The organism is Variovorax sp. 05T418 (assembly GCF_056396385.1).
In genome coordinates this window covers 22,466-45,041 of record NZ_JBFTLJ010000029.1, presented here as the reverse complement: position 1 = coordinate 45,041, position 22,576 = coordinate 22,466, and the positions used below count along the sequence as shown (strand labels likewise).

Annotated in this window: 20 protein-coding genes, 1 tRNA gene and 4 pseudogenes; 17 read left to right on the top strand and 8 right to left on the bottom strand. The window is 61.8% G+C overall.

Annotated elements, in window-relative coordinates; translation table 11 throughout:
* On the bottom strand, window positions 1-188 hold a 188-nt coding region (locus AC1DMS_RS31225), incomplete at its 3' end, for a transposase (RefSeq protein WP_478182119.1).
* Between the two features lie 540 nt (window positions 189-728).
* Here AC1DMS_RS31225 and ku point away from each other — a divergent pair.
* Together ku and AC1DMS_RS31215 are read left to right on the top strand one after the other, a co-directional pair.
* Window positions 729-1,670 (top strand): non-homologous end joining protein Ku, encoded by a 942-nt coding sequence (ku, locus tag AC1DMS_RS31220; protein ID WP_478182118.1) that lies wholly within the window; start codon window positions 729-731, stop codon window positions 1,668-1,670.
* On the top strand, window positions 1,667-2,530 hold the full coding sequence (locus AC1DMS_RS31215; RefSeq protein WP_478182117.1) for a tetratricopeptide repeat protein: 864 nt from the start codon (window positions 1,667-1,669) through the stop codon (window positions 2,528-2,530). Before ku ends, AC1DMS_RS31215 begins: the two co-directional genes overlap by 4 nt.
* A gap of 9 nt (window positions 2,531-2,539) precedes the next feature.
* Here AC1DMS_RS31215 and AC1DMS_RS31210 read toward each other — a convergent pair whose 3' ends face one another.
* Window positions 2,540-2,719, bottom strand: coding sequence for a DUF3606 domain-containing protein (locus tag AC1DMS_RS31210; protein ID WP_478182116.1), 180 nt, complete (start codon window positions 2,717-2,719; stop codon window positions 2,540-2,542).
* 179 nt (window positions 2,720-2,898) lie between these two features.
* On the opposite strand from AC1DMS_RS31210, the gene ligD reads away from it, so the two are divergent.
* Window positions 2,899-5,478: a DNA ligase D gene (gene ligD / locus AC1DMS_RS31205; RefSeq protein WP_478182115.1), complete on the top strand. Its 2,580-nt coding sequence runs from the start codon at window positions 2,899-2,901 to the stop codon at window positions 5,476-5,478.
* A gap of 515 nt (window positions 5,479-5,993) precedes the next feature.
* Here ligD and AC1DMS_RS31200 read toward each other — a convergent pair.
* Window positions 5,994-6,566: a helix-turn-helix domain-containing protein gene (locus AC1DMS_RS31200; RefSeq protein WP_478182114.1), complete on the bottom strand. Its 573-nt coding sequence runs from the start codon at window positions 6,564-6,566 to the stop codon at window positions 5,994-5,996.
* Between the two features lie 217 nt (window positions 6,567-6,783).
* Between AC1DMS_RS31200 and AC1DMS_RS31195 the strand changes: the two are divergent.
* From AC1DMS_RS31195 to AC1DMS_RS31180, 4 genes and pseudogenes are all read left to right on the top strand, one after another.
* A pseudogene (locus AC1DMS_RS31195) lies at window positions 6,784-7,020 on the top strand (helix-turn-helix domain-containing protein); the annotation flags it as partial.
* Window positions 7,011-7,142, top strand: a tRNA-OTHER gene (locus AC1DMS_RS31190). The pseudogene AC1DMS_RS31195 and the gene AC1DMS_RS31190, both read left to right, overlap by 10 nt.
* 399 nt (window positions 7,143-7,541) lie before the next feature.
* The gene (locus AC1DMS_RS31185; RefSeq protein ID WP_015867313.1) at window positions 7,542-7,940 is read left to right on the top strand and encodes a hypothetical protein; all 399 of its coding nucleotides are present in this window, start codon (window positions 7,542-7,544) and stop codon (window positions 7,938-7,940) included.
* 377 nt (window positions 7,941-8,317) lie between these two features.
* The gene (locus tag AC1DMS_RS31180; protein ID WP_478182113.1) at window positions 8,318-8,896 is read left to right on the top strand and encodes an HNH endonuclease; all 579 of its coding nucleotides are present in this window, start codon (window positions 8,318-8,320) and stop codon (window positions 8,894-8,896) included.
* A gap of 132 nt (window positions 8,897-9,028) precedes the next feature.
* On the opposite strand, the gene AC1DMS_RS31175 is transcribed toward AC1DMS_RS31180, so the two are convergent.
* The gene (locus tag AC1DMS_RS31175; RefSeq protein ID WP_478182112.1) at window positions 9,029-9,274 is read right to left on the bottom strand and encodes a hypothetical protein; all 246 of its coding nucleotides are present in this window, start codon (window positions 9,272-9,274) and stop codon (window positions 9,029-9,031) included.
* Between the two features lie 134 nt (window positions 9,275-9,408).
* On the opposite strand from AC1DMS_RS31175, the gene AC1DMS_RS31170 reads away from it, so the two are divergent.
* Window positions 9,409-10,113 carry a hypothetical protein gene (locus AC1DMS_RS31170; RefSeq protein ID WP_478182111.1) on the top strand — a complete coding sequence of 235 codons (705 nt, stop codon included), beginning with the start codon at window positions 9,409-9,411 and terminating at the stop codon, window positions 10,111-10,113.
* A 28-nt stretch (window positions 10,114-10,141) separates the two neighbouring features.
* Window positions 10,142-10,372, top strand: a complete 231-nt coding sequence (locus AC1DMS_RS31165; RefSeq protein WP_478182110.1) for a hypothetical protein — start codon at window positions 10,142-10,144, stop codon at window positions 10,370-10,372.
* 324 nt (window positions 10,373-10,696) lie between these two features.
* On the opposite strand, the gene AC1DMS_RS31160 is transcribed toward AC1DMS_RS31165, so the two are convergent.
* The 3 genes and pseudogenes from AC1DMS_RS31160 to AC1DMS_RS31150 form a co-directional block, all read right to left on the bottom strand.
* Complete coding sequence (locus AC1DMS_RS31160; RefSeq protein WP_478182122.1) at window positions 10,697-10,936, bottom strand: hypothetical protein; 240 nt, start codon at window positions 10,934-10,936, stop codon at window positions 10,697-10,699.
* Between the two features lie 136 nt (window positions 10,937-11,072).
* Window positions 11,073-11,363 (bottom strand): annotated as a pseudogene (locus AC1DMS_RS31155) (glycoside hydrolase family protein); the annotation flags it as partial.
* Between the two features lie 7 nt (window positions 11,364-11,370).
* The gene (locus tag AC1DMS_RS31150; protein WP_478182120.1) at window positions 11,371-11,943 is read right to left on the bottom strand and encodes a helix-turn-helix domain-containing protein; all 573 of its coding nucleotides are present in this window, start codon (window positions 11,941-11,943) and stop codon (window positions 11,371-11,373) included.
* A gap of 303 nt (window positions 11,944-12,246) precedes the next feature.
* Here AC1DMS_RS31150 and AC1DMS_RS31145 point away from each other — a divergent pair, with 303 nt between their 5' ends.
* The 5 genes and pseudogenes from AC1DMS_RS31145 (at window position 12,247) to AC1DMS_RS31125 (ending at window position 18,098) form a co-directional block, all read left to right on the top strand.
* Window positions 12,247-12,510 (top strand): helix-turn-helix domain-containing protein, encoded by a 264-nt coding sequence (locus AC1DMS_RS31145; RefSeq protein WP_478182109.1) that lies wholly within the window; start codon window positions 12,247-12,249, stop codon window positions 12,508-12,510.
* Window positions 12,511-12,809: 299 nt separating this feature from the next.
* Entirely contained in the window at window positions 12,810-14,744 is a 1,935-nt protein-coding gene (locus AC1DMS_RS31140) for an McrB family protein (RefSeq protein WP_478182108.1), read from the top strand.
* 31 nt (window positions 14,745-14,775) lie between these two features.
* A complete protein-coding gene (locus AC1DMS_RS31135) occupies window positions 14,776-16,077 on the top strand; it encodes an McrC family protein (protein WP_478182107.1) in 1,302 nt (433 codons plus the stop codon).
* Window positions 16,078-16,454: 377 nt separating this feature from the next.
* Window positions 16,455-16,532 (top strand): annotated as a pseudogene (locus tag AC1DMS_RS31130) (SEC-C metal-binding domain-containing protein); the annotation flags it as partial.
* Between the two features lie 12 nt (window positions 16,533-16,544).
* Window positions 16,545-18,098 (top strand): hypothetical protein, encoded by a 1,554-nt coding sequence (locus tag AC1DMS_RS31125; RefSeq protein ID WP_478182121.1) that lies wholly within the window; start codon window positions 16,545-16,547, stop codon window positions 18,096-18,098.
* 95 nt (window positions 18,099-18,193) lie between these two features.
* Here the strand turns inward: AC1DMS_RS31125 and AC1DMS_RS31120 are convergent.
* Window positions 18,194-18,472 (bottom strand): annotated as a pseudogene (locus AC1DMS_RS31120) (IS3 family transposase); the annotation flags it as partial.
* Window positions 18,473-18,965: 493 nt separating this feature from the next.
* Between AC1DMS_RS31120 and AC1DMS_RS31115 the strand changes: the two are divergent.
* The 3 genes from AC1DMS_RS31115 (at window position 18,966) to AC1DMS_RS31105 (ending at window position 22,128) form a co-directional block, all read left to right on the top strand.
* Window positions 18,966-19,553 (top strand): restriction endonuclease subunit S, encoded by a 588-nt coding sequence (locus tag AC1DMS_RS31115; protein ID WP_478182106.1) that lies wholly within the window; start codon window positions 18,966-18,968, stop codon window positions 19,551-19,553.
* Window positions 19,546-21,018: a type I restriction-modification system subunit M gene (locus AC1DMS_RS31110; RefSeq protein WP_478182105.1), complete on the top strand. Its 1,473-nt coding sequence runs from the start codon at window positions 19,546-19,548 to the stop codon at window positions 21,016-21,018. The genes AC1DMS_RS31115 and AC1DMS_RS31110 overlap by 8 nt, the downstream gene beginning before the upstream one ends.
* 123 nt (window positions 21,019-21,141) lie before the next feature.
* On the top strand, window positions 21,142-22,128 hold the full coding sequence (locus AC1DMS_RS31105; RefSeq protein ID WP_478182104.1) for an Abi family protein: 987 nt from the start codon (window positions 21,142-21,144) through the stop codon (window positions 22,126-22,128).
* Window positions 22,129-22,576: the final 448 nt, after the last annotated feature.

Sequence of the window (22,576 nt, the reverse complement as noted above, 5' to 3'; positions counted from 1 at the left end):
TTGCCGGCCTTCGAGGCGGTGCCTCTCGCGTCGACCATGCGGCGCCACTTGTGGACGAGGTTGGCGTTGAGGCCATGGGCCAGCGCCACTTGAGCCACAGACGCCCCGGGCTCTGCGCACGCCGCCAACACTTGCCGCTTCAGTTCGGCCGCGTGGCGCCGCCGGCTCACGCGCTTGGAGTCTTCCATAGGTGTCCACCTAAATCCTTGGTGGACACCATCGTCATAGACACCGGGGCCAAGCTCAAGACGGGATCACCGCGCGCTTACCGATAGCGGCCATCGTTGCCGACTCAGAGATGGGTGAGCCAACGGCGAATTCGTGGCTGTGACTGTGAAGCGGGCAACGTCCTGCGAATGACAGCAACCGCTGCAATGCGGAAGCCGCATTGATTCTTAGCTGAAATTACTCCGCTTTGGAAGTTCTGGTCGAATACAGGTTCCGAAATTCACTGAGCTCTGCGCGCAGGACGTGCGCTTGTATCAGCAAAGCGCCGTCTGCAACTCGGCTCCCACCAAGACTGGCTATCAAGCTTTCGCCTGCCCTCTGGAGGAATTCCGTGGGGTGCACATAAGGCACCTGCCCTCGCGGCAATCGAGACAGAAGTTTTCCTACGAAGCATGGAGCAGATTGCTCGGTTGACGCGCTACAACACGAAGATCTAGCATCTTCCTCTCACCTGCCCTGGGCGGGTGGTGTTCGCCTGTCAGAGGTGATGAGGAGTCCGCATGGCAGCCCGTTCAATCGCGTCGCTCACGCTCAGCTTCGGCCTGGTTTCGATCCCCGTGCGCCTCTACTCCGCCACGGAAAGCGCCAGCGAGATCCGTTTCAACATGCTCACCAAGAGCGGCGAGCGTGTGAAGCAGCAGTACATCTCCGAGAAAACCCGCAAGGTGGTCGAGCGATCGGAAATGGTCAAGGGCTACGAGTTCGAGAAGGACCATTTCGTCCTCTTCACCCCGGAGGAGCTGAAGGCCCTCGAGGAAGGCAGCAGCCACGTCATCGAGATCGTGGCCTTCGTTCCGATCAAGAACATTGACCCGGTGTTCTACGACAAGGCCTATCTCCTGGCCCCGGACAAGCGGGGCGGCAAGCCCTATGCATTGCTGGCCGAAGCAATGCGCAAGAGCGGCCGCTGCGCGCTGGCGAAGTGGGCATGGAAGGCCAAACAGCATGTGGTCCAGGTCCGCCCTGTCGAGGACGGCCTCATCCTGCAGCAGCTCCTGTATGCGGACGAGGTCCGCTCCCTGCAGGACCTGGGCATCGAAAAGGTCACCGTCGCGCCGGCCGAGTTGCAGCTCGCGCTTCAACTCATCGACCAGATCTCCCAGGACACCTTCGATCCCACCCAGTTCGAGGACGAGGAGAAGCAACGGGTTCTTGCGGCCATTGACGAAAAGATCGCCGGCAAGCAGATCGTGGCTTCCGCCCACAGCGAGGATGCCGCCACCGGCCAGGTCATCGACCTGATGGACGCACTGAAGGCCAGCCTCGGCAGCAAGGCTGCGTCGTCAGCCGCCCGGTCGAACAAGCCGACCGACAAGTCGGCGCGCAGCAACGTCACCCCGATGCTCGAGGCAAAGGAACGCAAGTCGGCACGGCGCGCGCCGGCGAGGGCCCCGGCACCCGCACCTGCCCCGGCGCCGTCCCGAGCACGAGCGAAGAAGTGAACGCCAAGGCGGCGGAAGGCTACACCGTTCGGAAGGTCCAGCAGATGCTCGGCATCTCGAGGGCCATCATCGACCGGCTCGTGCGTGCAGGCTTCGTGTCGCCGACGCGCGGGCGCCGCAACGAGCATCGCTTCGCGTTCCAGGACGTCATGCTCTTGCGCACTGCCTACGACCTCCAGCGAGCACACATTCCCCCTCGCAAGATCCTGCGATCCCTGCAAAGTCTCAGGGCCTCCCTGCCCCGAGAGCTGCCTCTCACGGGCCTGCGCATTTCCGCCGTGGGTGAGGAGGTCGCCGTTCGAACCAGGGACAGCACCTGGGAAGCGACGTCGGGGCAACTGCTGATGGATTTCGAAGTGACGTCGAACGACGGAGAGCTCGCGTTCATCGATCCGATGAACGCCGCGCGCACCACCAACCCGTCGCCGGCGGATCTCGTGAACCTCGGTGCGTCGCTGGAAGAAACAGACCCGGTGGGTGCCGAGGCGGCGTACAGGTCAGCTCTCGAGACAGCACCGGACTTCGTGGACGCCATCCTGAACCTGGGCGCACTGCTGTGCGAGCGCGGGCGTTGCGCCGAGGCGGTTCAGCTGTACGAAAAGGCGCTTCCGGCTGTCACCGCATCGGCGCCCGTGCACTTCAACTACGCCATCGCGCTGGAAGATGCAGGCCAACTCACGGCCGCGGCGCAGGCGTACGCCCGCGCGCTCGAACTCGACCCGGGGTTGGCGGATGCCCACTACAACCTCGGGCGGCTGCACGAGCAGCTTCGCAATCCCCAGGCCGCCCTGCGGCATTTCAGCGCCTACAGGCGCCTGACGCGCGAACCGCCGGCGCAAATGGATGACGAAGGTGTCTAGCCGCCTCAGCTACCTGCCCTTGAGATGCTTTTCGACCGCTTCGGCACTGGTGCCGACGACCTTCACCGCGGCCTTCAACTGTTCCGGTGTGACCTTGAGCTTCTTCGACCAATCCCGCAGCTCGTAGTCTTCGTTCGCGTTGATCCGCGTGCGGTCCTGGCCGCCCGGTTTGCTCTTGTCGTCTGCCATGGGGGTCTCCTGCTCATGGGCTGTTCGCCGACCATCAGGTCGACGGCGAGCCGCAAAGATCCCTCGGCCGCCGCAAGCGCAACGACGGACGGGGTCGAGTCCGGTTGGAAGGCAAGTCCCACAGCCGGATGCGCCGACGACCGTCCCCCGGATCATCGGCACATGCCCACAGTCCAGCGATGGCCGCCCGCGACACCACCGCCGACCCCCTCTCCCGGTACTGGGCCAAGCGGGACTTCGCGATCACCTCGGAGCCGCGCGGTCAGCGCGCCAGGCCCGGCAAGGCCTTGTCCTTCGTGATCCAGAAGCACGATGCGTCACGCCTCCATTACGATTTCCGGCTGGAACTCGACGGCGTCCTCGTCTCCTGGGCCGTGCCGAAAGGGCCCAGCTACGACCCTGCCGACAAGCGGATGGCGATTCACGTGGAGGACCACCCGCTGTCCTACGGCTCGTTCGAGGGGACCATTCCTCCGAAGCAGTACGGCGCGGGCACGGTCATCGTCTGGGATCACGGGACCTGGGAGCCCGTCGGCGATCCCCACGAGGGCCTCGCCAAGGGAAAACTGGTCTTCCGACTGCATGGCCAGAAGATGGAAGGACTCTGGGAACTCGTGAAGATCGCCAAGGGCGGCGAGAAGCAGGAGCCCTGGCTGCTGTTCAAGAAACGCGACGAGTTCGCCCGCGCCAAGGCGGACTACGACGTCGTGTCCGCGCTGCCGGACAGCGTCATCGCGAAACCCTTGCGTGCCCCGGCGCCGCCGGCGCCCGCACCGCGCACCAAGGACAAGACCGGCGCTCCCACGCCGACCTCGAAGAAAAGTGCCAAGGCACAGGCTGCCGTTCCCGGCGCGAAGAAGGCGCCCATGCCGGCCACGATGTCGCCCCAGCTTGCGACGCTGGCGTCCGGCGTACCGGCCGACGGCGAGTGGGTCTACGAGATCAAGTTCGACGGCTATCGTGTCATGGCCCGGATCCAGGGGGGCAAAGCCTCGCTCATCACCCGCGGCGGCCATGACTGGTCCGCCAAGATGCCGCGGCTGGTTCAGGAACTGGGGCAGCTGGGCCTCAAGTCGGCCTGGCTCGACGGCGAGATCGTGGTGCTGAACGAGGCGGGCCTGCCGAGTTTCAACGCCCTGCAAAAAGCCTTTGACCGTGGCGCAGGCAGCGACGCGATCGTGCTGTTCCTGTTCGACGTCCCGTACTTCGAAGGCCACGACCTGCGAGAGGTGGCGCTCGGCGCCCGGCGGCAACTCCTGAAGGCGCTGCTGGACGAACGGGCGACGGAACATGTCCGCTACAGCGCCGATTTCGAATCCGACCCGTCCTCCATCCTCAGCTCGGCCTGCCAGATGAACCTCGAGGGCGTGATCGCCAAGCGCCTCGACGCGCCTTACGTGTCCAGGCGCTCGGAGACGTGGCTCAAGCTCAAGTGCAAGCAGCGCCAGGAGTTCGTGGTGTGCGGCTACACCGACCGAACCGACGGATCGCCGCAGATCGGCAGCCTGCTGCTTGGCGTGCATGGTCCGAACGGCGAGCTGGTTTCCGTCGGCAGCGTGGGCACGGGCTGGGACTCCACGGAGGCGCAGGACCTCAAGCGCAAGCTCGCCAGGCTCGAAGTGCCCGAGCCGCCGTTCGCCGCCGGCGCCACCAAGCCGGGCCGGTGGTCGAAACGGGTGGCCGGCAGCGAACGATGGGTGAAGCCGGTCACGGTCGCCGAGGTCGAGTTCGCCGAGTGGACCCCCGAAGGGCAGATCCGGCATGCGTCGTACGTCGCCCTGCGTACCGACAAGCCCGCCAGCACCATCGTGCGCGAGACGGCGAAGCAGATGGGCCCCCGACCGTCGAAGCCTGCCCGCAAGGCGGCGGAGGGCAGCGTCAAGGTCAGCAACGCCGAGCGTGTCATCGACCCGAGCACGGGCCTCACGAAGCTCGACCTGGTGCGCTACTACGAGTCGGTGGCCGAATGGATGCTGCCGCATCTCCAAGGCCGCCCCTGTTCGCTGGTCCGAGGACCCACCGGTATTCAAGGAGAGCTGTTCTTCCAGAAGCACGATGACAAGCTGAGCATCCCCGGGGTCAAGGCGCTTGACGAGAAGCTGTGGCCCGGGCACGCGGGGCTGCTCGAAGTGGGCACGATGCAGGCGCTGGCGAATGCGGCGCAGATGAACGTCATCGAGTTCCACACGTGGAACTCGCTCGCCAAGAACATCGACAAGCCGGACCGGATGATCTTTGATCTGGATCCCGGCGAGGGCACCACCTGGCAGCATGTGCAGGAGGCCGCGATGCTCGTTCGCACGCTCCTCTCGGAGCTGGGCCTCGAGTCCTGGTTGAAGACCAGCGGGGGCAAGGGGCTCCACGTCGTCGTGCCGCTGGCGCCAAGACTCGACTACGACACGGTCAGGGCGTTCTCGCAAGCGGTCGTGCAGCATCTCGCGAGGGCCATACCGTCGCGCTTTGTCGCAAAGAGCGGTCCGTCCAACCGGGTCGGCAAGCTCTTCGTCGATTACCTGCGCAATGGGCACGGCGCGACGACCGCTGCCGCGTTCTCGGCGCGTGCCCGCCCGGGCCTTGGCGTCTCCGTCCCTGTCAGTTGGAATGACCTCGCCACCCTGAAAAGCGGTGCGCAATGGACGATCGCCACCGCGCGCGAACACCTGTCGTTCCAGGCCAGTGACCCATGGGAGGGGTACTGGAAAGCCAAGCAGACGCTCACCAAGCCGATGAAGGTGCTTGGCTTCACAAAGAAGGTATGAACGCGCTGTCCAAACGCCTCGAACTTGGAACCTCGAAACACACGAGGTCGTGATCGGCCCCGAGATCGCGAAGATGCGCCGCAAGACGGAAGCACATGCAGTATCTCGCCCGGCGATTCGCCGAGGGTCCGGCAGCCAATGCTCTGACCGGATCCGACGCCGACCAGCCGGCAGGACAAAGGTTGCCAGACTACCCTGCCCTCATAGCCGCACAAGGACTTTGCCTTCGAAGTTTCAGTCGTCCAGCGACCGCCGCCTCCAGGGCTGTCGGAACCGACATCCATCCCATTCGCACAGCGAGCCCACAGCCGCTGCATGAATTTCCTCACGGCGCCATCAAGCAGAAGACCTCCGCTGTTGATAACGTTCGAGATTTTTCTCGGTGTTCGGCATGCCGAACACCGAGAAATAGAGCCGGACAGAGAGGTGAATTCGGCACCCAGCGAATTCGCGGGGGAACCATCGATGGGCATCCGCGTCACCGCGCGCTGCGCGGCAGGGCCGCCAAGAGTAGCCTACTCCCGCAGCGTGAACACCACCGACAGGTAAGAGACCGGCTGGGTCTGAATGGCCTCGATCCCATGCAGTGCGGTCGCATCGAACAGCAGCGAGTCCCCTGCCCTCACCTCCGCAGTCCTGCCGCCATAGCGGTAGCGGACCTCCCCGGACAGGAAGTACAGGAACTTGAGTCCCGGATGCTGGAAGGTCACGTAGGGATCGGCGCCGGGCAGCAGCGTGACCAGGTAGGGCTCGACGAACAGGTTGCCCGACAGGAGGTGACCCAGCAGCTCGTAGCGGTAGTCCGCCACGGCGCCGATCCGATCGACCAAGACACCATGTCCTGCACGCACATGGCAGAAGTCAGTGCGCCGCGCCTGATCACTGAAGAAACGTGAGGTCGGCACATGCAGCCCCTGCGCGAGGCGCTCCAAGGTCTCCACCGAAGGCGAGACCAAACCGCGCTCGATGCGAGAAAGCATCGAAGCAGAAATCCCAGAGGCCTTCGCCAGCGAACCAGCAGACATCTCAGCCGCCATGCGAAGCGCCCTCACCTGCGTCCCAATGCGTACCGCGGACAGGCTGCGCACAACATGCGCCGGCTGCCGCGGTCGGGCTCGCGTGACCGAGACCGGCAACCGCAGAGGTCGGGTCGTTGGCAGAGGCGAGGCGACTTGTCGACGCGTCATTGGAATTGGCTGGCAAACCGCGATGTGGATCGCAAATTAAGAGATCTGCACCAAGAGAAGAAGTGATGAGTTAAAGATAACGTGGTTTTAATTGTCTCTAAATCCGAGCCTTCTGTCCATGCAGAAGCAAGTTACTCGGAGAGGAAGGCCACTTGGGGCAACAACATTTGAGGCCGAGCCCGCTCTTGCGTTTGGCGCCGTTGTGAGAGCGCTGCGGACGGCGGATGGCGTCGGACAGGAAGCATTGGCCTACCAGGCAGGCATCGAACGGTCGCACATGGGAAAAATCGAGCGTGGTGAACACATGCCAACACTCGCCATGATCCTGCGCATCGCGAACGCTCTCGGCCGTACAGCTGGCGAACTGCTGCTCGAGACCGAGTCCGTTTTGACCGAGCAGCAAAATGCCAGGCAGCAGTCGCAAGCAACGGACTCTTAATCCGTTGGTCGAGTGTTCAAGCCACTCACGGCCTACCACCAGGCATCGCTTCTGCTCGCATTTCGACCGACTCTTAGACGTCAGACTCTGTCGCGAATTCCGGTGTAACTGAGGCTTCGCCCGTCGACACAGCGTCAGGTATTTTCGCGCTAGGCAAAGATGAAGGAATTCCTTCCGCCCCGCGCGTAGGCTGCCGTTCGAAGCGGCAGACAACTTGGATAGCCTTCGGTTTGGCGGTACTCCATAGCCGGTATAAGAGGGGAAGGCCGGATCAGAGAAGTGGACGTTCGTTCCGCCCTCTGCTTTCCCCCGAACGTTGAGACGTTTCTGCCAAAGAAGTTAGGCACAAATGCCCATTGCTCGCGACCGACGACGATGGGATGCTCCAGACATCGCGTTCGCGAGTCCTGAGGTTCAAATTGGATAGAGTTCACGACATGGCACATCTCAGCCTCACAGAAGCATTCGCCCGATACGGAGCCACCCTCAAGAATCCGATGTGGTCAGTCTCTGCCTGGACGATGCAGGGAGAGCTAGTGGTGAGCCAATGGGCGCACCACTACCGGAAGGGGCCGGAGAATTCGGCCGAGTATTGGGGCCGCACCACGCGTTGGGAGGGTCCTGGGAAGAACGAATTCAAGGCCAATCTCGAAAGAGCGAAGGCACACGGAAGTCAGGTCCGCCTTGTGATCGTGAGCACAAAGGAGGTCGCGCGAGTCGAGGCTGGCGAGGACGCGAGCAAGTTGAAGAAGGAATTTGACGCTCGCCCTGAGTTGGTCGGAGAAGTGGCGGAGCTAGATGGGGATGACTATGTCATCCGCTTCCGTCGGGCGTGACCCCTTTGGGGTTCGGCGATCAACTGCCACCCCACCCCCCTCGATACTAGGCCAGCACCGGAGGGCAAACGAGTACACAACCTAGTCGAGCGGGGCGCGACAGGCTACCGTCGGCCAAAGGCGGTCCTCCGCGGCTAGGCTACCGTGGGTACCCTGTCAGAAGGAATCTAGGATGCTTGGTGCGTTCAAGGCGAATCCGGCCAAGCGTGTTGGCAGGCGCTCGTCATGGCTCGATCTTTGGATGAACTTGCTACCTCGTCGATAGGCAATGGACATTTCGATTGGGTGAGCATCCGCGCGACCAACTGTCCGTCTCACTTGCAAGTATTCAACGCGCTTGATAGAAATGCTGTGGGCCTCTAGAAACCGGAGGGCATATGTTAGACGACACCAAGAAGTGCAGCACCTGCGGCAGCATTTTCCCGCTAACACGGGAGTTCTACGGGCAGCAGGCCTCGACTGGTGGTTTCCGCGGCAGATGCCGGGTTTGTGACAGGGATGCGAAGGCGCGATATGCCGAGAACAACCCAGACCAAATTCAGGAAAAGTGGCGGCGCCAGAACGCCAGACGAAAGGCCGCCGGGCTGCCTTGGTCACAGGACGATGTGACTGTCATTCGCGCAAGACTGCGGGACCGATGCTTCTACTGTGGAGTAACCCTATTCGGTGGCGGGGAGGTCGATCACATGACCTCTCTTGCGGAAGGCGGTACCAACGAATTCCGTAACCTCACCCTGGCGTGCTTGCCTTGCAACAGAGCAAAAGGAAGCCTCGACGCCAGGGCGTACATCGAGTGGAGGAAGTCTCGTGGAGAGTATTGCCGGGACATTTTTTGGCCCACCCAGGAGGACTTGGGCGATATTCAGCAGGCCATCGAGACTCTGAGGCTGACCCTTGAGTGCAAGACTGACAAGCGGCCAACAGGCGCAAAGATTTTGGCGTTCAAACGCCGATAGAGCAACGACGATCGTCTCAAATTCAAAGATAGGGCGCCGCGCTTTCTACGCCGCGCCTCAGAGGATAGCGGGGACGATCGCCGCGTGCAGTAACCATGGAAGGGCTGTTGGCGGCGCCTTTCCAGCCAAGCATCAAAGTCCCCTGCTAACCACTGCGTGCCGCTTTGGCCAGCGCATCTCTCCGACGCGGCAACTGATCAGCGGATATCGGTCGACAACGAAAAGACCGGGATCGTTCCGATCTTGCCGGCCGACGAAGAACAGCCAAGCCTTCTCGCGGATACCTTTCTTTCCAACGACCTCCTTGCGCGCACGTTGAAGCTCGTGTCGCAGCGTGGCGCGTTGCAAGCCGGTCCAGCCCGACCAGTCGATGCGCACGCGGTACTGCACACTCGGCCGCTTGGCTCCTTTCGGCCACGCGCCAGCGTTGAGCGTCCATTCCTCGAGACCAGCGCCTTTGGTCGCGATGAACTCACGAGCAGCGGCACAATGGCCGACATAAGGAGAAGAGGATGAAAGATAAGAGATTCTGGCTTGGAGTGACTGCGTCGGCCATTTGGCTTGGCGTTGCCGCCTACGTTCTTTGCACTACCACGACGCGCCCAGACAAGTTGAATGAATGGGGCGATTTCATTGCCGGTTTTTCGGCGCCGCTGGCGTTCTTCTGGCTGGTTCTCGGCTACATGCAGCAAGGGGAAGAACTGAAGAACAACACTGAGATGTTGCGACTGCAAGCCGAAGAATTGAAGCACAGCACGGATGCTCTGCGACTGCAGGCCGAGGAGCTTAAGAACTCGGTCGAACAACAAAGCAGACTAGTTGACGTTTCCCGCGAGCAGGTTCAATTAGAAATCGATGCGAAAACCGAAGAGAGGCAGCGTCGTCGCGAAGCAGCTCGTCCAAAATTCGCAGCAGCACGCAACGGCAGTGCCGAGTCGAGCGGGGTTAAAACCCATGGGTTGAAGATCGTGAACATAGGCAACCTCGCCACGGATGTCAGCTTTAAGCTGTCGCCTCAAGCGAATGCTCTCGATGGCAATTTCCCAGTGTTCGAGAACGGACGAGAATTCAGAGCGACTATCACCTACGCAACTGATTTCGACTGCGAGGTGCGGATCAGTTTCAATGATGCAGATGGGTTCCCGGGAGAAGTGATCTTTCCTATTGCGGTCTCTCGGCAAAGAATAGATATCGGTGCAATCGAAAGAGTTACGTGATCAGGTTTTCGCCAAGGAAGGAGCATCCATGGAATTTTCAGAATACGAACTGTCGGCAATGCTGCAAGAAGTAGTTGATGCCGGCCATGTGACAGAGGGTTCGCGTGAGCATGGCATCGCGAAACTGGTCATCGACAAAGGCGAGGCCGCCCTAACGGATGCTCAGAAGACGATCTACCAAAGACACGTGCTCCCGTTCTTGAAAGCAATCGCGCACAGGCACGATAAAGAAGATCGCGTGTCGCGCTGGCCGGACTAGTTCGTGGGCGGACCGCTGGTCAGCGGGCTCGCGAGTCGAGCACGACACGAGCGGTACGCCTCGTTCAGTTCGTCGGCATCGAAGTCATCGACTTCCTCGTCCGCCTCTCGATCAGACACTGCTAGAAATAGCCCACTGTCTTCGGCTCCACCTGCTGCACGATGGTCGGCACCGGCGCCTGCGCGCACCTGGGGCGCTACCACCACCGCCCCACCTCCGGCTGCTTCGGCGGAGCGCTGCAGGCGCTCGCGGCGTAGGCGATCGCGCAGATCAGCGACAGTCGCAAGATTCGTTGCATCGGTCTTATCCTGGGCCAAGTAGGCCTCATCGACCCGTTTCTGTTGGGCCAGCACGGAAGCCTGCCGGGTGCAGCGTCGCGGCCGCCTCTGCTTTCTGCGCAGTCACAGCGTCGGCCAGGGTGTTGCGCTGGCCGACGCGCGGTGTCGCGCTCGCGCCGGGCCTCATCTCGCTGATTGGTCGCCAGGCCAGCGCGCGCTCGGCGCACCCCATGCCCCAGCCGGCTACAACCACGGCCAGCCGCAGGCAGATAAACGGAGTCTTCATATCTGGGAGCGTGTCTCGGCCTCATCTGCCCTTCGATTGGCAAGGCCCAGCACGAAGGTGCATTGCCGTCCGCCGCGCACCGTCTTGCAGGTGTAAAACCGACCAGCGTGCCATCGTCGCCGCGCGCGAGGCGCTGGCACCCTAAGGTCCACAGTTCCCGGTTCCACGCTGCCATCGCGCCGCTTCCGCACGTCGCAGCCGGGCCGCGGTTCCACGCGAGCGAGATCGCCATGTCGAAGACCATCTGCGACGGCGGTCGCTTGACGCATGGCGCCACGCGCAGATGCATGGCGACGACGGCAGTGCGTTCCTCGGTCTCGCACTTTGCCTCGCTCCAGCGCTCGCCCACGATGATCAGCGTCGTGGTGACGTGCTTGGTCAGGCCGTTGCAGACGGTGGGCAGGCCGCAGCATAGCTGTGCCGCCAAGAACAGCTTACTCTCTCAGCGTGAACACCACGGACAGGTAAGAGACCGGCTGGGTCTGAATGGCCTCGACCCCATGCAGTGCGGTCGCATCGAACAGCAGCGAGTCCCCTGCCCCAACCGCAACCGACTTGGCCCCGTAGCGGTAGGTGACCTCCCCGGACAGAAAGTGCAGGAACTTCAGGCCTGGATGCTGGAAGGTCACATAGGGGTCGGCACCGGGCAGCAACGTGACCATGTACGGCTCGACGAACAGGTTGCCCGACAGCAGGTGGCCCAGCAGCTCGTAGCGGTAGTCCGCCACCGCGCCGATGCGATCGACCAAGACACCATGTCCGGCGCGCACATGGCAGAAGTCCGTGCGCCGCGCCTGGTCCCCGAAGAACCGCGACGTCGGCACGCCCAAACCATTCGAGAGACGCTCCAGGGTCTCCACCGAAGGCGAGACCAGGCCGCGCTCGATGCGCGAGAGCATCGAGGAAGAAATCCCAGAGGCCTTCGCCAGAGCCCCGGCAGACACATCAGCCGCCATGCGCAGCGCCCTCACCTGCGCACCAATGCGAGCCGCGGACAGGCTGCGCAGGACAGGTGCGAGTTGCCGTGGTCGGGCTCGCGTGACCGAGACTGGCAACCTCAGGGGCCGGGCCGTTGGCAGAGGCGAAGCGACTTGTCGGCGCGTCATTTGAATCTCACTCCGCTCCAGATAGTTGAGCTGACGAAGAAGGAAATTTGATAGAAGCAAAACACACTTTGCGTTTTGTTTTCGGTAGTTTGCCAGAATCCGCCTCATAACCAAACTGATAGTTTGTGTACTCTTAGTGTTGGAGATTGAAAACTTGGGCGCATGCCCCGAGTCGTTGCAAACAAGCCCCAGCCACTGGACTCTGTGTCCGGCAAAGAGCTGGAGCGTCTGCAACAGGCATTTGGCGAGCATCTGCGCGCCTTACGGCACGACCGTCTCATCACCATCGAGCAACTTGCGGAGTTGGCCGGCTTGCACCCCAATTACGTTGGTTCTGTTGAACGCGGCGAGCGCAACTTGTCGCTCTTCAACATTTGGAGGCTGGCCGGCGCCCTGGAGGTCTCGGTCTCGCAACTTGTGGAAACGCTGCCCGCGCGGGTGGTCAAGCGTGTCCGCCGAGCCGGCTAGCTGCCCCAGTCCCACTCAGACAAAGTACCTCGCCGAGCCGAGTAATCCTCCGACGATCGACAGACAACGCAGGCATCTATTGACCGACCTTCTCACCCGCCTGCTGTGAAGGTGTTGAAGCGAGGGAGCTGCCATTGCTTCGGTGCAGAGGCGACATTGCCATCGACCTGCGCCGCAGTGTCTTCACTGTCAAGGTCAGCTGGCAGTCTGTGCCTCCAGAGAAGTGACGTGCGCTGGGTCAAGGCGTGTTCGCCAGACGCTTACTATCCAAAACCTGACTTCCCGCCCGCGAAACCGACATGAGCAGATTCAACCCGCACTTTCCTAACGCCGCCCAGGTCTTTGAGGCGGCCGACAAGTTCAAACAACGCTGCCTGCTCGACCAGAAGTCGCTGTTCTTGGACGGCCAGACCCTGTGGACGGCCGAGCACTTCCAGGCCCTGATCGACAACTACGTCAAGCAGCCCGACGTGGGTGATGGTGGTTTTTACGACAAGCTGGCCAGCCAGTTGGCCACCTGCCAGGCGCTGGACGTGGCGCTGATGGCCGAGGTGTTCTGGATCGTGCAGCTTAGCCCGACCAACCTGCGCGCGCCGACGAAGGCGAAGACGTTGGAACGCATTTGGAACATGAAGCCGGCTGCGCCGTTCCCTTCGACCTCGCCTTTCTTGGCGACGCCAGTGTTGTCCGGCTTAGGCAGCGCAGGCCCTGGCTACAACCAATATTTGCCAAATGAGATTGCGTTTGCCGTGGAGGCTTTCGCCGCCTTCGTGACCAAGTCACGCAGCGAGCGCGAAGCATTGTTGGATGACTCTCAGGACTTCGCGTTGTGGCTGGACAGCATCCCCTCGGGCAAAGGGCGTCAGCTCTATCACACGCTATGCCATGTACTTTTTCCTGATGCCTTTGAACGCATCTTCAGCCAGGGCAACAAGTACCAGGTGGCGCGGGCGCACAAGATTTGGACGCCTGCGCTGGGCGAGAGCCGCACGGCCATGGACACTGCCCTGCACGACCTGCGCAAGCGCCTGGAGGTACAGCACCCCGGTACGGTGGACTATTACGAGTTGCCAGTGGGCACGCTCGTCAAGCAACAGGGTCTCCAACCTGGCAAGGTCTCGAAAAAGGCTGCTGTCGGCGACGGCGAGACTGCAGGGGCCGCCCCGCTGTTTGCGCACGAGCCAGACCCGGAGTACGACGTCGAATCCGCAACCAACGCCAAGCCGACGCTGCGCTTGGCCGACAACCTCGTCCTGTTTGGCCCACCTGGCACCGGCAAGACCTACGAGATGCAGGTCCGTATGAAGGCGGCCTTCGACAGGGGCGAGGATTTCGCGTTCGTGGCGTTCCATCCCAGCTACGCCTACGAGGACTTCATCGGCGGCTTGCGGCCGGTGGCCGTCAAAGATGGCTCGGGCGTGGCGGTTGTCTTTCAGAAAGGTCCGTTCGTTATCCTCTGTGAAAAGGCCCATGCCAATCCGACGCAGCAGTTCACCCTTTTCATCGACGAGATCAACCGCGCCAACGTGGCGAAGGTCTTCGGCGAGCTGATAACGCTGATCGAGCCCAGCAAGCGCGTGATCGCCGGCAGCGAGGCCAACGACGCAGGTGCCTGGGTCACTCTGCCGGGCCTGTCGGCACCCTTCGGCGTGCCCGACAACCTGAACCTGGTAGCCACGATGAACACGGCTGACCGATCCATTGCAATGATGGACATCGCCCTTCGGCGGCGCTTCCGCTTCAAGGAGTGCCCACCTGAGCCCGAACGCATCGAGCCAGCGATGGTCGGGGCCGTAGATCTATCTGCGTTGCTCCAGCGCCTGAACGACCGGCTTGAATACTTGCTGGACCGCGACCACGCCATCGGGCACGCGGTCTTTATGGGAATCACATCGCTGGCTGGGTTGCAACAAGTGTTGGCGCAGCGTGTGATCCCTCTGCTCCAGGAATACTTCTTCGAGGACATGGAAAAGGTGCGCCTTGTCTTGACCGGCAATGGAAAGGAAAGCGTGTTTTTCAAGTCCCGGTCGCTTTCGCCGTCGGAACTATTTCCTGGCGCAAAGCAGGCGGTAGGCACCGAAGCACGGCCAACTTTTTTGGTGGGAGAGCCCAGTACCTGGAGTGAGGCCCACATCATGGGCTTGTACGGAGCGGTGCCGGTCGTTGCGCCGCCGCCAGAGTCTGCCCTCGATAGTTCGGGAGAAGGTGCTGGCACCACCCAGAACGCGGGGTGATGCAATGGGCGGCCTTCGCACCATCACCGTCTTGGAGCATGAAGTCATCCCTGTCATCGACGGTGGCGAGATGCCGAGCATGTCGACGGACGCCGCTCCGTGGCTTTCAGAGGCTGAGGCTCAGGCGCTTCTGCAACTTAACGAGCTGCGCCGGGGTTTCTGCCAGCGACTGTCGGGCGGCATCAAGCTCACGCAACACTGCGGGATCGTTCGCCTGCCGAGCTGCGTGGTGGAAGTACTGCCCAAGGTCGGCATGGTAGATGCCCGGGGGCCCGATGAACTGGAGCGCTCGCGCGGTGCGCTTCTGACCATGCTGCACAGCGCCCGGCAGGTGGCGATCACGAAAATCGGCCCTGTGCCGCAGCAGGCCGTGCACGCGCCGCTTCTAGACATCTTCATCGAGGCATTCCTGCAATGCGCGCTCGATCAGGCCCGGCGAGGACTGTTGAGCCGCTACGTGGCGCATGCAGACGACCTTCCCGTCATCAAGGGACGCTTCCAGGCCCATGGACATGTCCGGCGCAACCTGGCACGGCCGCACCTGCTGCACTGCGAGTACGACGAGTTCTCCGCCGATAACGCCTACAACCGGGCCGTCCGTGCCACGCTGGAGGCGTGCCGCACGTGGGTCAGCAGAGCCAGCACCCAGCGCATGTGGTTCGAGACCCATACCAGGTATGCCAGCATTTCGGCCGTGAAGATGTCGGCGGCCAATGTGGCGCGCTTACCGCGCGACCGCACGACACACCGTTACGGACCTTTGCTGACCTGGTGCGAATGGCTGTTGGCCATGGCCAGCCCGGCTTTAAGCGCGGGGGCATCGCAGGCGCCGGGGTTGCTGTTTGACATGAACAAGCTCTTCGAGGCCCACACTGCCAGGCTGGAGCAAGCCGGTGCCGGGCTTGAGCACATGGTGCTCACGCAAGGGCCCCCTCGGCACCTGGCAACAAACGGGCAGGCCGATGCGTTCCTGTTGAAGCCTGACATCACTGTCTGGCGCGTCGGCCACGATGGCGCCGCCGCAGGCATTGACCGCGTCATCGATGCGAAATGGAAGCGGTTGAAACCTCAAGCGTCGGACTTCGGCGTAGATGGAGGGGACGTGTACCAGCTGCTGGCCTATGCCATGCGCTACGGTTGCAGCTCGCTCGAACTGGCGTATCCGCAGCCCGTCGACACGGAAAACTTGATGAGACTTCCGGTATTCAAGCTCCAGGCTGCAGGACTGGTCGGCAGCGTCACGATCAAAGTGAAGCTGGTGCCCCTATGGTCGGCTATGGCGCTGGAGCACGACCGTGAGACCGCGCATTTAGTAGAGGCGAAGGCCGCATAACTGGGCAGCCCTCAACCCTCGCGTGATCCGGCATCTGCGATGCCGCCTGGCCCCCCGCACCGGCATGGCTTGGGTCACAGGATCAACAGGGGCCGCAGAATGAGTAGGGTGGCCGACGGGAGGCCCGCCAGCACCTGCGCCACTCGAAACCGTGATTGCAAACCACGCGAAGTGTCGCAGCGCGCTGGAGCGCTGCCGGCGGGTGCGACGCAGCCCACGATTAGCTGATTACTTTAGGGACACTTGGGTACTTTAGCTATCTGGTTGTCTTCCCCGTCGCAGCAGTATTCGGCTTCATCCCTCTGTTCATCTACGGGGCGTGGCTTGGCGCACAACTTAGAGCGATCTGACGGCGATGGCGACAAGGACAACAACTTATGAAAAAGGTTGGGCGAAACGAACCTTGCCCGTGCGGTAGCGGCAAGAAGTACAAAAAGTGCCACGGTGACCTCGCGCAGCAGGACCGCATGTCCGCCGTGATGGCGGACTTGTCATTTGTGCGAGCGCGCCATGAAGCGAGGGAAGTCCAACGCTCCAACCAGCAGGGTCTCGGGAGGCCGATCATCTCTACAAAGACCGACAGCGGGCATCAGTTTGTCGCGGTCAACAACCGTCTGTTCCAGTCAACGAAGTGGAGGACCTTCCACGATTTTCTGGGCGAATACTTAACACATGTTTTGGGCCCGGAGTGGGGCAACGCTGAGTTCCAAAAACCACAGGACCAGCGGCACCCGATCCTGGTCTGGTATCACATGCTCTGCCATCAGCAGCGCGCGATCCTCCAAGAACCTGGGCAGGTTTCGTCAAGCCGGATGACAGGAGCAGTCGCCGCATACATGCACTTGGCATATGACTTGTACGCGCTCGACCACAACGCAGAACTGCAGGCAAAGCTGATCGCACGACTTCGGAATCACGATAATTTTTTCGGGGCTCGGTACGAAGTCAAGGTTGCCGCCATTCTTGTGCGCGCGGGGTTCTCTCTCAAGTTCGTGAACGAGGACGACCGGAACTCGTCTCACTGCGAATTCACGGCGACACACCCTCGCAGCGGCAAGCAATTTTCAGTCGAAGCAAAGCGTTCAGAAAGCAAACGTCGTTTCAATCGCCAGATTGTCCGAGCCTTGGAAAAGGCAGCGGACCATACCCGCATCGTCTTCGTTGACTTGAACATGCCGGACTCGTCGAAAAGCGAGGAGCTTCCCGACTTCTTCAAGCGCGCCTTCAATCTACTGCGTCGATTTGAGGCTTTGGACCCCATGGCCCAACGGTTGCCGCCAGCGTACATGTTTATAACCAACGCTCCCTTCGAGCACCACCTCGACAGCGTCGACTTTCGCGTGCTGGCGATGGGCGACGGTTTCCACATAGACGAGTTCAAGCTCGATCATGAATTTCCCTCCTTGCGCGCGGCCATTGATGGTCGACGGGCGCATGCTGAAATGCATGACCTGCTCAACTCCATGAAGGCGCATTCGGACATTCCGGTGACCTTTGATGGCGAGAGCCCGGAACTGGCGTTTGGCGCCGCTGAGGCTTGGTTAAAGGTCGGTAGTCGCTATGTCGTCCCTGGCCCAGATGGCACCGACATCGAAGGAGTCCTTGCATCGGCCACAGTTATCGAAAAAGACATGGTTGCCGTTTGCGCGATCAACGCCCCTGACGGGCAAGGGATGATCTTTCATGCCGCGCTGTCGGACGCAGAACTGGCTGCATGGAAACGGCACCCGGACACATTCTTCGGTGAGGTCTCGCGCAACAGGACGGCTAACACGGTGCTGGACCTGTACGACATTTTCATGGAATCTCAAATCGGAACGCCGAAAGCCAAGCTCTTGGAGTTCCTGGCAAATGCGCCTGACATGGTGCACCTGGCCACGCTCGATCAGCCAGAGCTAGCCAGCGTGTACTGTGAGCGCATCGCCACAAGCGTATTCTCCAGAATGGGACCTGCGCCGGAGCCGGTTTTGCGGTCTAGATTGCGGCCTCGTCCGGGCGGACCACGCTCTCCCGCAGGTTAGAGCACGGCGCTTGCGGCACCGCCTCCAGCGGAACAGGTGCATGCAGGTGCGATGCCATCAGGCCTTGGAGGGCTGCCTTGGTATACGAAAGCGGGCACGCCTCGCAGTTCCAGGCGCCGCATCAGCCGCTCGACCGTGCAGCGCACCACCGCCGTGCCCTCGCGTGCCAGTTGCCGCCAGACCTTGTCGGCACCGTAGACCTGCATCTTGGCCTGCCAGACGCGGTGTATCTCTGGCACGAGGGCATCGTGGGGTCGCCCCCTGGCGCAGCGCCTGTGCGGCTCGCGCAGCAGTGCTGCGTGCCGCCGATAGCCCGACGAGGCGACCTGCAGGACCTTGCAGATTGGCTCGACCCCGAAGGTGGCGCGATGCTTGAGGTAGGAGTTGAACCGCTCGACCTTACCCGTCTTGGCGCGATAGGGGCGACACAGCCGAGGCTTGAAGCCGCAGCTCTGCGCAAGTTCGCGCAGTTCGGCGCTCCAGCGATGTTGACTCTCGCCGTAAGCGCCAGCTCGATGACGACGGCCTTCGTGTAGTCGAAGAGCACGTGTTCGGGCACGCCGCCGAAGTAATCGAACGCCTCGCGCAGTCCGGTGCAGAGGGTAGCGACGTCCTCGCCCGAGCAGGCCACGAACTTCGCGTAGCTCGCTCGGCTGTAGGCCAGGGTGGCCACCAGCGCGAGCAACGGGTCGACGACTCAAATTCCAAAGTATGGCTTGTGCGACGCGGCGACGCGGCGACGCGGCGACGGAATTATTGACACAGCAAAACCGAAGTCAGGACTGATGCACCGAAGAACTCTACTGCTTGCCGAGTTGCCGCACCTTCGCTATACTTCTGGCTAGTTGCAGTAGAACTCTTCAGCAAATGTCATCCAAACTCTCTGATCTCGCCCAGATTCACACAGCCGTGATCTTTCGCGAGGAGGCACCTCAGCAAGATCCAGAGGGCAACGTGCGCGCCTTGGCCATCCGCAATTTGGCAGCGACCAAGCCGCTGAACTGGCAAGAACTGCCGCGAATCCTGGTTCAGGACAAATATCTTGCTTATTGCCTGCAACCGGGCGACGTGGTGATCCCGTCCAGAGGTGACTACTACAAAGCATGGCTGTTCGAGGGTGCGGACGAGCCCGTATTTCCACTGGGGCAACTGAACGTCATTCGAACCCAGGTGCCGTTGGACGCTCGATACCTCGTTTGGTTTCTCAACCAGAAGTCGGCACAGGTGAAGATTGCATCGACGCTGACCGGCACTGGCATCAAGGCGTTGACGAAGACCGCCCTGCTCTCGTTGAGCATCGAAGTGCCTCCGATGACCACGCAGCGGCGAATCGCGGAACTGGACCAAACTACGCGGCGGATCGTGGCCATCCGGCACCGCATGAACCAGCTGGACATGGAAGAAATCGCCTATCTGACCCAACAGGTGCTGCGCGAAGGAGACGTCCATGCTTGATCGACAAGCCCGAGACGCAATCAGCGCAGCCATTTGGCGTGTATGCGACGTACTCCGGGGCGCATATGACCTGGGTGAGAGCAAAAACCTCGTGGTGGCGATGCTGCTGTTGAAATACGTTTCGGACCTCGCCCAACGGCGCCCGTTCTCCCTTCACGAACTCGGCGAGCGCATTCATTACACCGTGCCCGAGGGTGCCAGCTTCGATGAGCTGCTTGCAGCCCGCCATGAAGGCGACAGTGGCCTGCGGATCAACAACGCGTTGCGTGCCATCGAAGCATCCAACATCTCCCTGCGCGGGACCTTCCAAGGAATCGATTTCGACGCGACCCGCCTGGGGAGCGCTGAACAGAGAGAACGCCTTCTGGGCGCCTTGCTCGAGGCCTTCACGACACCGGCGCTGAGCTTTGGCGGCCCGCCGGACAACGCGGCTGCCGCAGCTGCCGCCGCCTGCGATGCCCTCATCGAATATGTGGCGGCCAGCGGCGGCCGATGGGCGGCAGAGTCATTCACTCCCTCCGAAATTTCGCAGTTGATCGCTCGGCTGATGCAGCCCGTGGGAGGGGACACCGTGGGCGATCCCTGTTGCGGCTCGGGCTCGATGTTGGTCACCTGCAGCCAGGTAGCCCGCGAAACATCGAACGGTCAAGGCTGCGTTCTGTACGGCCAGGAGGTCAATGGCAGCACATGGGCCCTGGCGAAGATGAACATGATTCTGCACAGCGAAAACCGGCACCAACTGGAATGGGGCGACACCCTGCGCAACCCCAGGCTGCTTGCTGCGGACGGCAGCCTCAGGAAGTTCGACATCGTCGTGTCCAGTCCGCCGTTCTCCCTACGGGACTGGGGGCACGAAACGGCTGAGCAAGACATTCATCAACGTTACTGGAGAGGGATACCCCCGCGCACGGCAGGCGACTATGCGTTCATCAGTCACATGGTGCAAACGCTCAAGCCCGGGATCGGCCGCATGGCCGTGGTCGTATCTCACGGTGTGCTGTTTCGGGGGGGCGCTGAGCGCCCGATCCGAGAACATCTGATCAAGGAGAACCTGATCGATACCGTGATCGCTCTGCCGGTCAAGATGTTCACCCACACCGGCATCCCGGTGGCGATCCTGGTATTGCGCAAGCACAAGACGGATGACAACGTGCTGTTCATCGACGCCAGTCGTTCGTTCCAACCCGGCAAGATCCAGAACGTCTTGCGCCAGACGGATCTGGATCTCATCGAGAAGACATCGCGTACACGCCAACATGTTCATCGGTACGCGCAATTGGTGCCTCAGGCCGAAATCGCTGCAAGCGACTACAACCTGACCGTGGCTCGCTACGTCGACGCCACCGAAGACGACGCCGGCATCGACCTGGCTGCACTGCGCGCCGAGCGCGACGTGCTCAAAGCCGAAATGGCGAACTTGGAGGCCAAGCTTGCCTCCCTGCTTCAGGAAATAGGCCATGTCTAGCACAAAGGAAAACGGCCGCTTACGCGGCCGCTCCCTCTTTTGCGTCTTGGAGCCCGGCGTCCGTCCGAAGAGGGACCAGCCAAGCCATGTTGCCCAAGCGCTTACGCCTCAATCATAACACGCATGCTCAAACAGATCAAAACCGACCCTGCGGGGAACCATGCGCGTATCCAGGCGCTGTCGCATGCCCGCTTGAGCAACTACCGCCGCTTCTTCGGCGCAGCGGACGATGCGGAGGCACTCGGACTCTACCAATGGAACGAGGACCTGACCTCCGTGCTATTTCGCACCATCTCCCAGGTCGAGGTGGTACTCCGCAATCAGTTTCACCAGGCCATGAGCCTCCGATATGGCGTGATGGGAGCCCACGGCGCCAAGGACTGGTATGAGCACGTCGCACTCGACGCCTATGCCAAGTTCAAGATAGAAGGAATCACCCATTACAAACGAGGCCGGCAAATGGTGCCCCGGATCCCGGCCCCCTCGCCGGACGACGTGGTCTCCGGCCTGACATTCGGCTTCTGGCCCCACCTTCTGGACCTGACGCACGATCTCAATCACCGTCCCGTCAATTGGGGCGACATCCTCGTCGACGTCTTGCCCGGTCATCGGCAGCGCCAGGCGACGCATTGGGCCAAGCTCAAGCACCGCGACGGCCTGTTTGCTCGCCTGGACCTGTGCAACGAGTTACGCAACCGCATCGCCCACCACGAACCAATCTGGAAGCTTGGCGCGCTACTTCGGGAAGCCCGACCGCGCAGCGGCGCGCCACTCCCGACAGAGGCGCCGGCACCCACCACACCTGCCGACGCATTGGCCCGCCTGCGATTGTTGTACGGTCGCGTGATCGAATTGCTGGGCTGGCTTTCGCCGGCGATCGCTGCTCAGCACGCAGCCAGCGAAATGCACCTGCGCTGCCTCAACCTCCTGCATCCGGACGCACTGGATACCTATCGTCGCGCGCTGCGACCCGCCGAAATCAACTTCGCCACGGAGAATGGTTGGCGCACCTTTCGAAAAGCACTGCGCTATGCCGCGCGCCGCAAGCAGCCCGTGCTCATCAAGGACGGCAACCGCCTGATCGGTTATCTGAACTGCAGCTTGGCTTGAGCTGGCACATTGGTCCTCGATGGCGTTTGCAGTTCTTGCCGCCCAACAACTCTGATCCGTCGTGGAGCGACTTGGACAGCCCCGCGCTGAGGTTACGGCGCTCTACGGGAACTCGGGCGGCGCATCCATGACCGTCAGTCTTCGGGAAAACGGCAGCGAGTAGGCAAGTGCCAATCCGACGAAGGACGAGCTTGCGCTGTTCAAGTCGCGAGGCGACGGCCTGCATGCGGCCAGATCATCAGAACGACGCGGAGCATTTCGGTCCGCATTGCCTCGCTAGTTGAGGCATACCCACGGTCCCAACCTCTGAACAGGCGTGTCGGGCATGTTGCCGTCCCGCTGCAGAGAGTTCAACCCAACCTTGGCCAGGGATCCTCGGCACAAGCTCGGGCCATCTCGTGACGCGCGTCCGCGTTATCGAGCCTTTTGGAAGAACTTCCCCAGTTCG

Excerpts from the sequence above, each read along its gene's own strand:
- AC1DMS_RS31160 (WP_478182122.1), bottom strand. The coding sequence starts at position 10,936 with ATGAAGACTCCGTTTATCTGCCTGCGGCTGGCCGTGGTTGTAGCCGGC.
- AC1DMS_RS31105 (WP_478182104.1), top strand. The coding sequence starts at position 21,142 with ATGCTCAAACAGATCAAAACCGACCCTGCGGGGAACCATGCGCGTATC.
- AC1DMS_RS31110 (WP_478182105.1), top strand. The coding sequence starts at position 19,546 with ATGCTTGATCGACAAGCCCGAGACGCAATCAGCGCAGCCATTTGGCGT.
- AC1DMS_RS31170 (WP_478182111.1), top strand. The coding sequence starts at position 9,409 with ATGAAAGATAAGAGATTCTGGCTTGGAGTGACTGCGTCGGCCATTTGG.
- AC1DMS_RS31115 (WP_478182106.1), top strand. The coding sequence starts at position 18,966 with ATGTCATCCAAACTCTCTGATCTCGCCCAGATTCACACAGCCGTGATC.
- ku (WP_478182118.1), top strand. The coding sequence starts at position 729 with ATGGCAGCCCGTTCAATCGCGTCGCTCACGCTCAGCTTCGGCCTGGTT.
- AC1DMS_RS31140 (WP_478182108.1), top strand. The coding sequence starts at position 12,810 with ATGAGCAGATTCAACCCGCACTTTCCTAACGCCGCCCAGGTCTTTGAG.
- AC1DMS_RS31180 (WP_478182113.1), top strand. The coding sequence starts at position 8,318 with ATGTTAGACGACACCAAGAAGTGCAGCACCTGCGGCAGCATTTTCCCG.
- AC1DMS_RS31185 (WP_015867313.1), top strand. The coding sequence starts at position 7,542 with ATGGCACATCTCAGCCTCACAGAAGCATTCGCCCGATACGGAGCCACC.
- AC1DMS_RS31165 (WP_478182110.1), top strand. The coding sequence starts at position 10,142 with ATGGAATTTTCAGAATACGAACTGTCGGCAATGCTGCAAGAAGTAGTT.
- AC1DMS_RS31210 (WP_478182116.1), bottom strand. The coding sequence starts at position 2,719 with ATGGCAGACGACAAGAGCAAACCGGGCGGCCAGGACCGCACGCGGATC.
- AC1DMS_RS31125 (WP_478182121.1), top strand. The coding sequence starts at position 16,545 with ATGTCCGCCGTGATGGCGGACTTGTCATTTGTGCGAGCGCGCCATGAA.
- ligD (WP_478182115.1), top strand. The coding sequence starts at position 2,899 with ATGGCCGCCCGCGACACCACCGCCGACCCCCTCTCCCGGTACTGGGCC.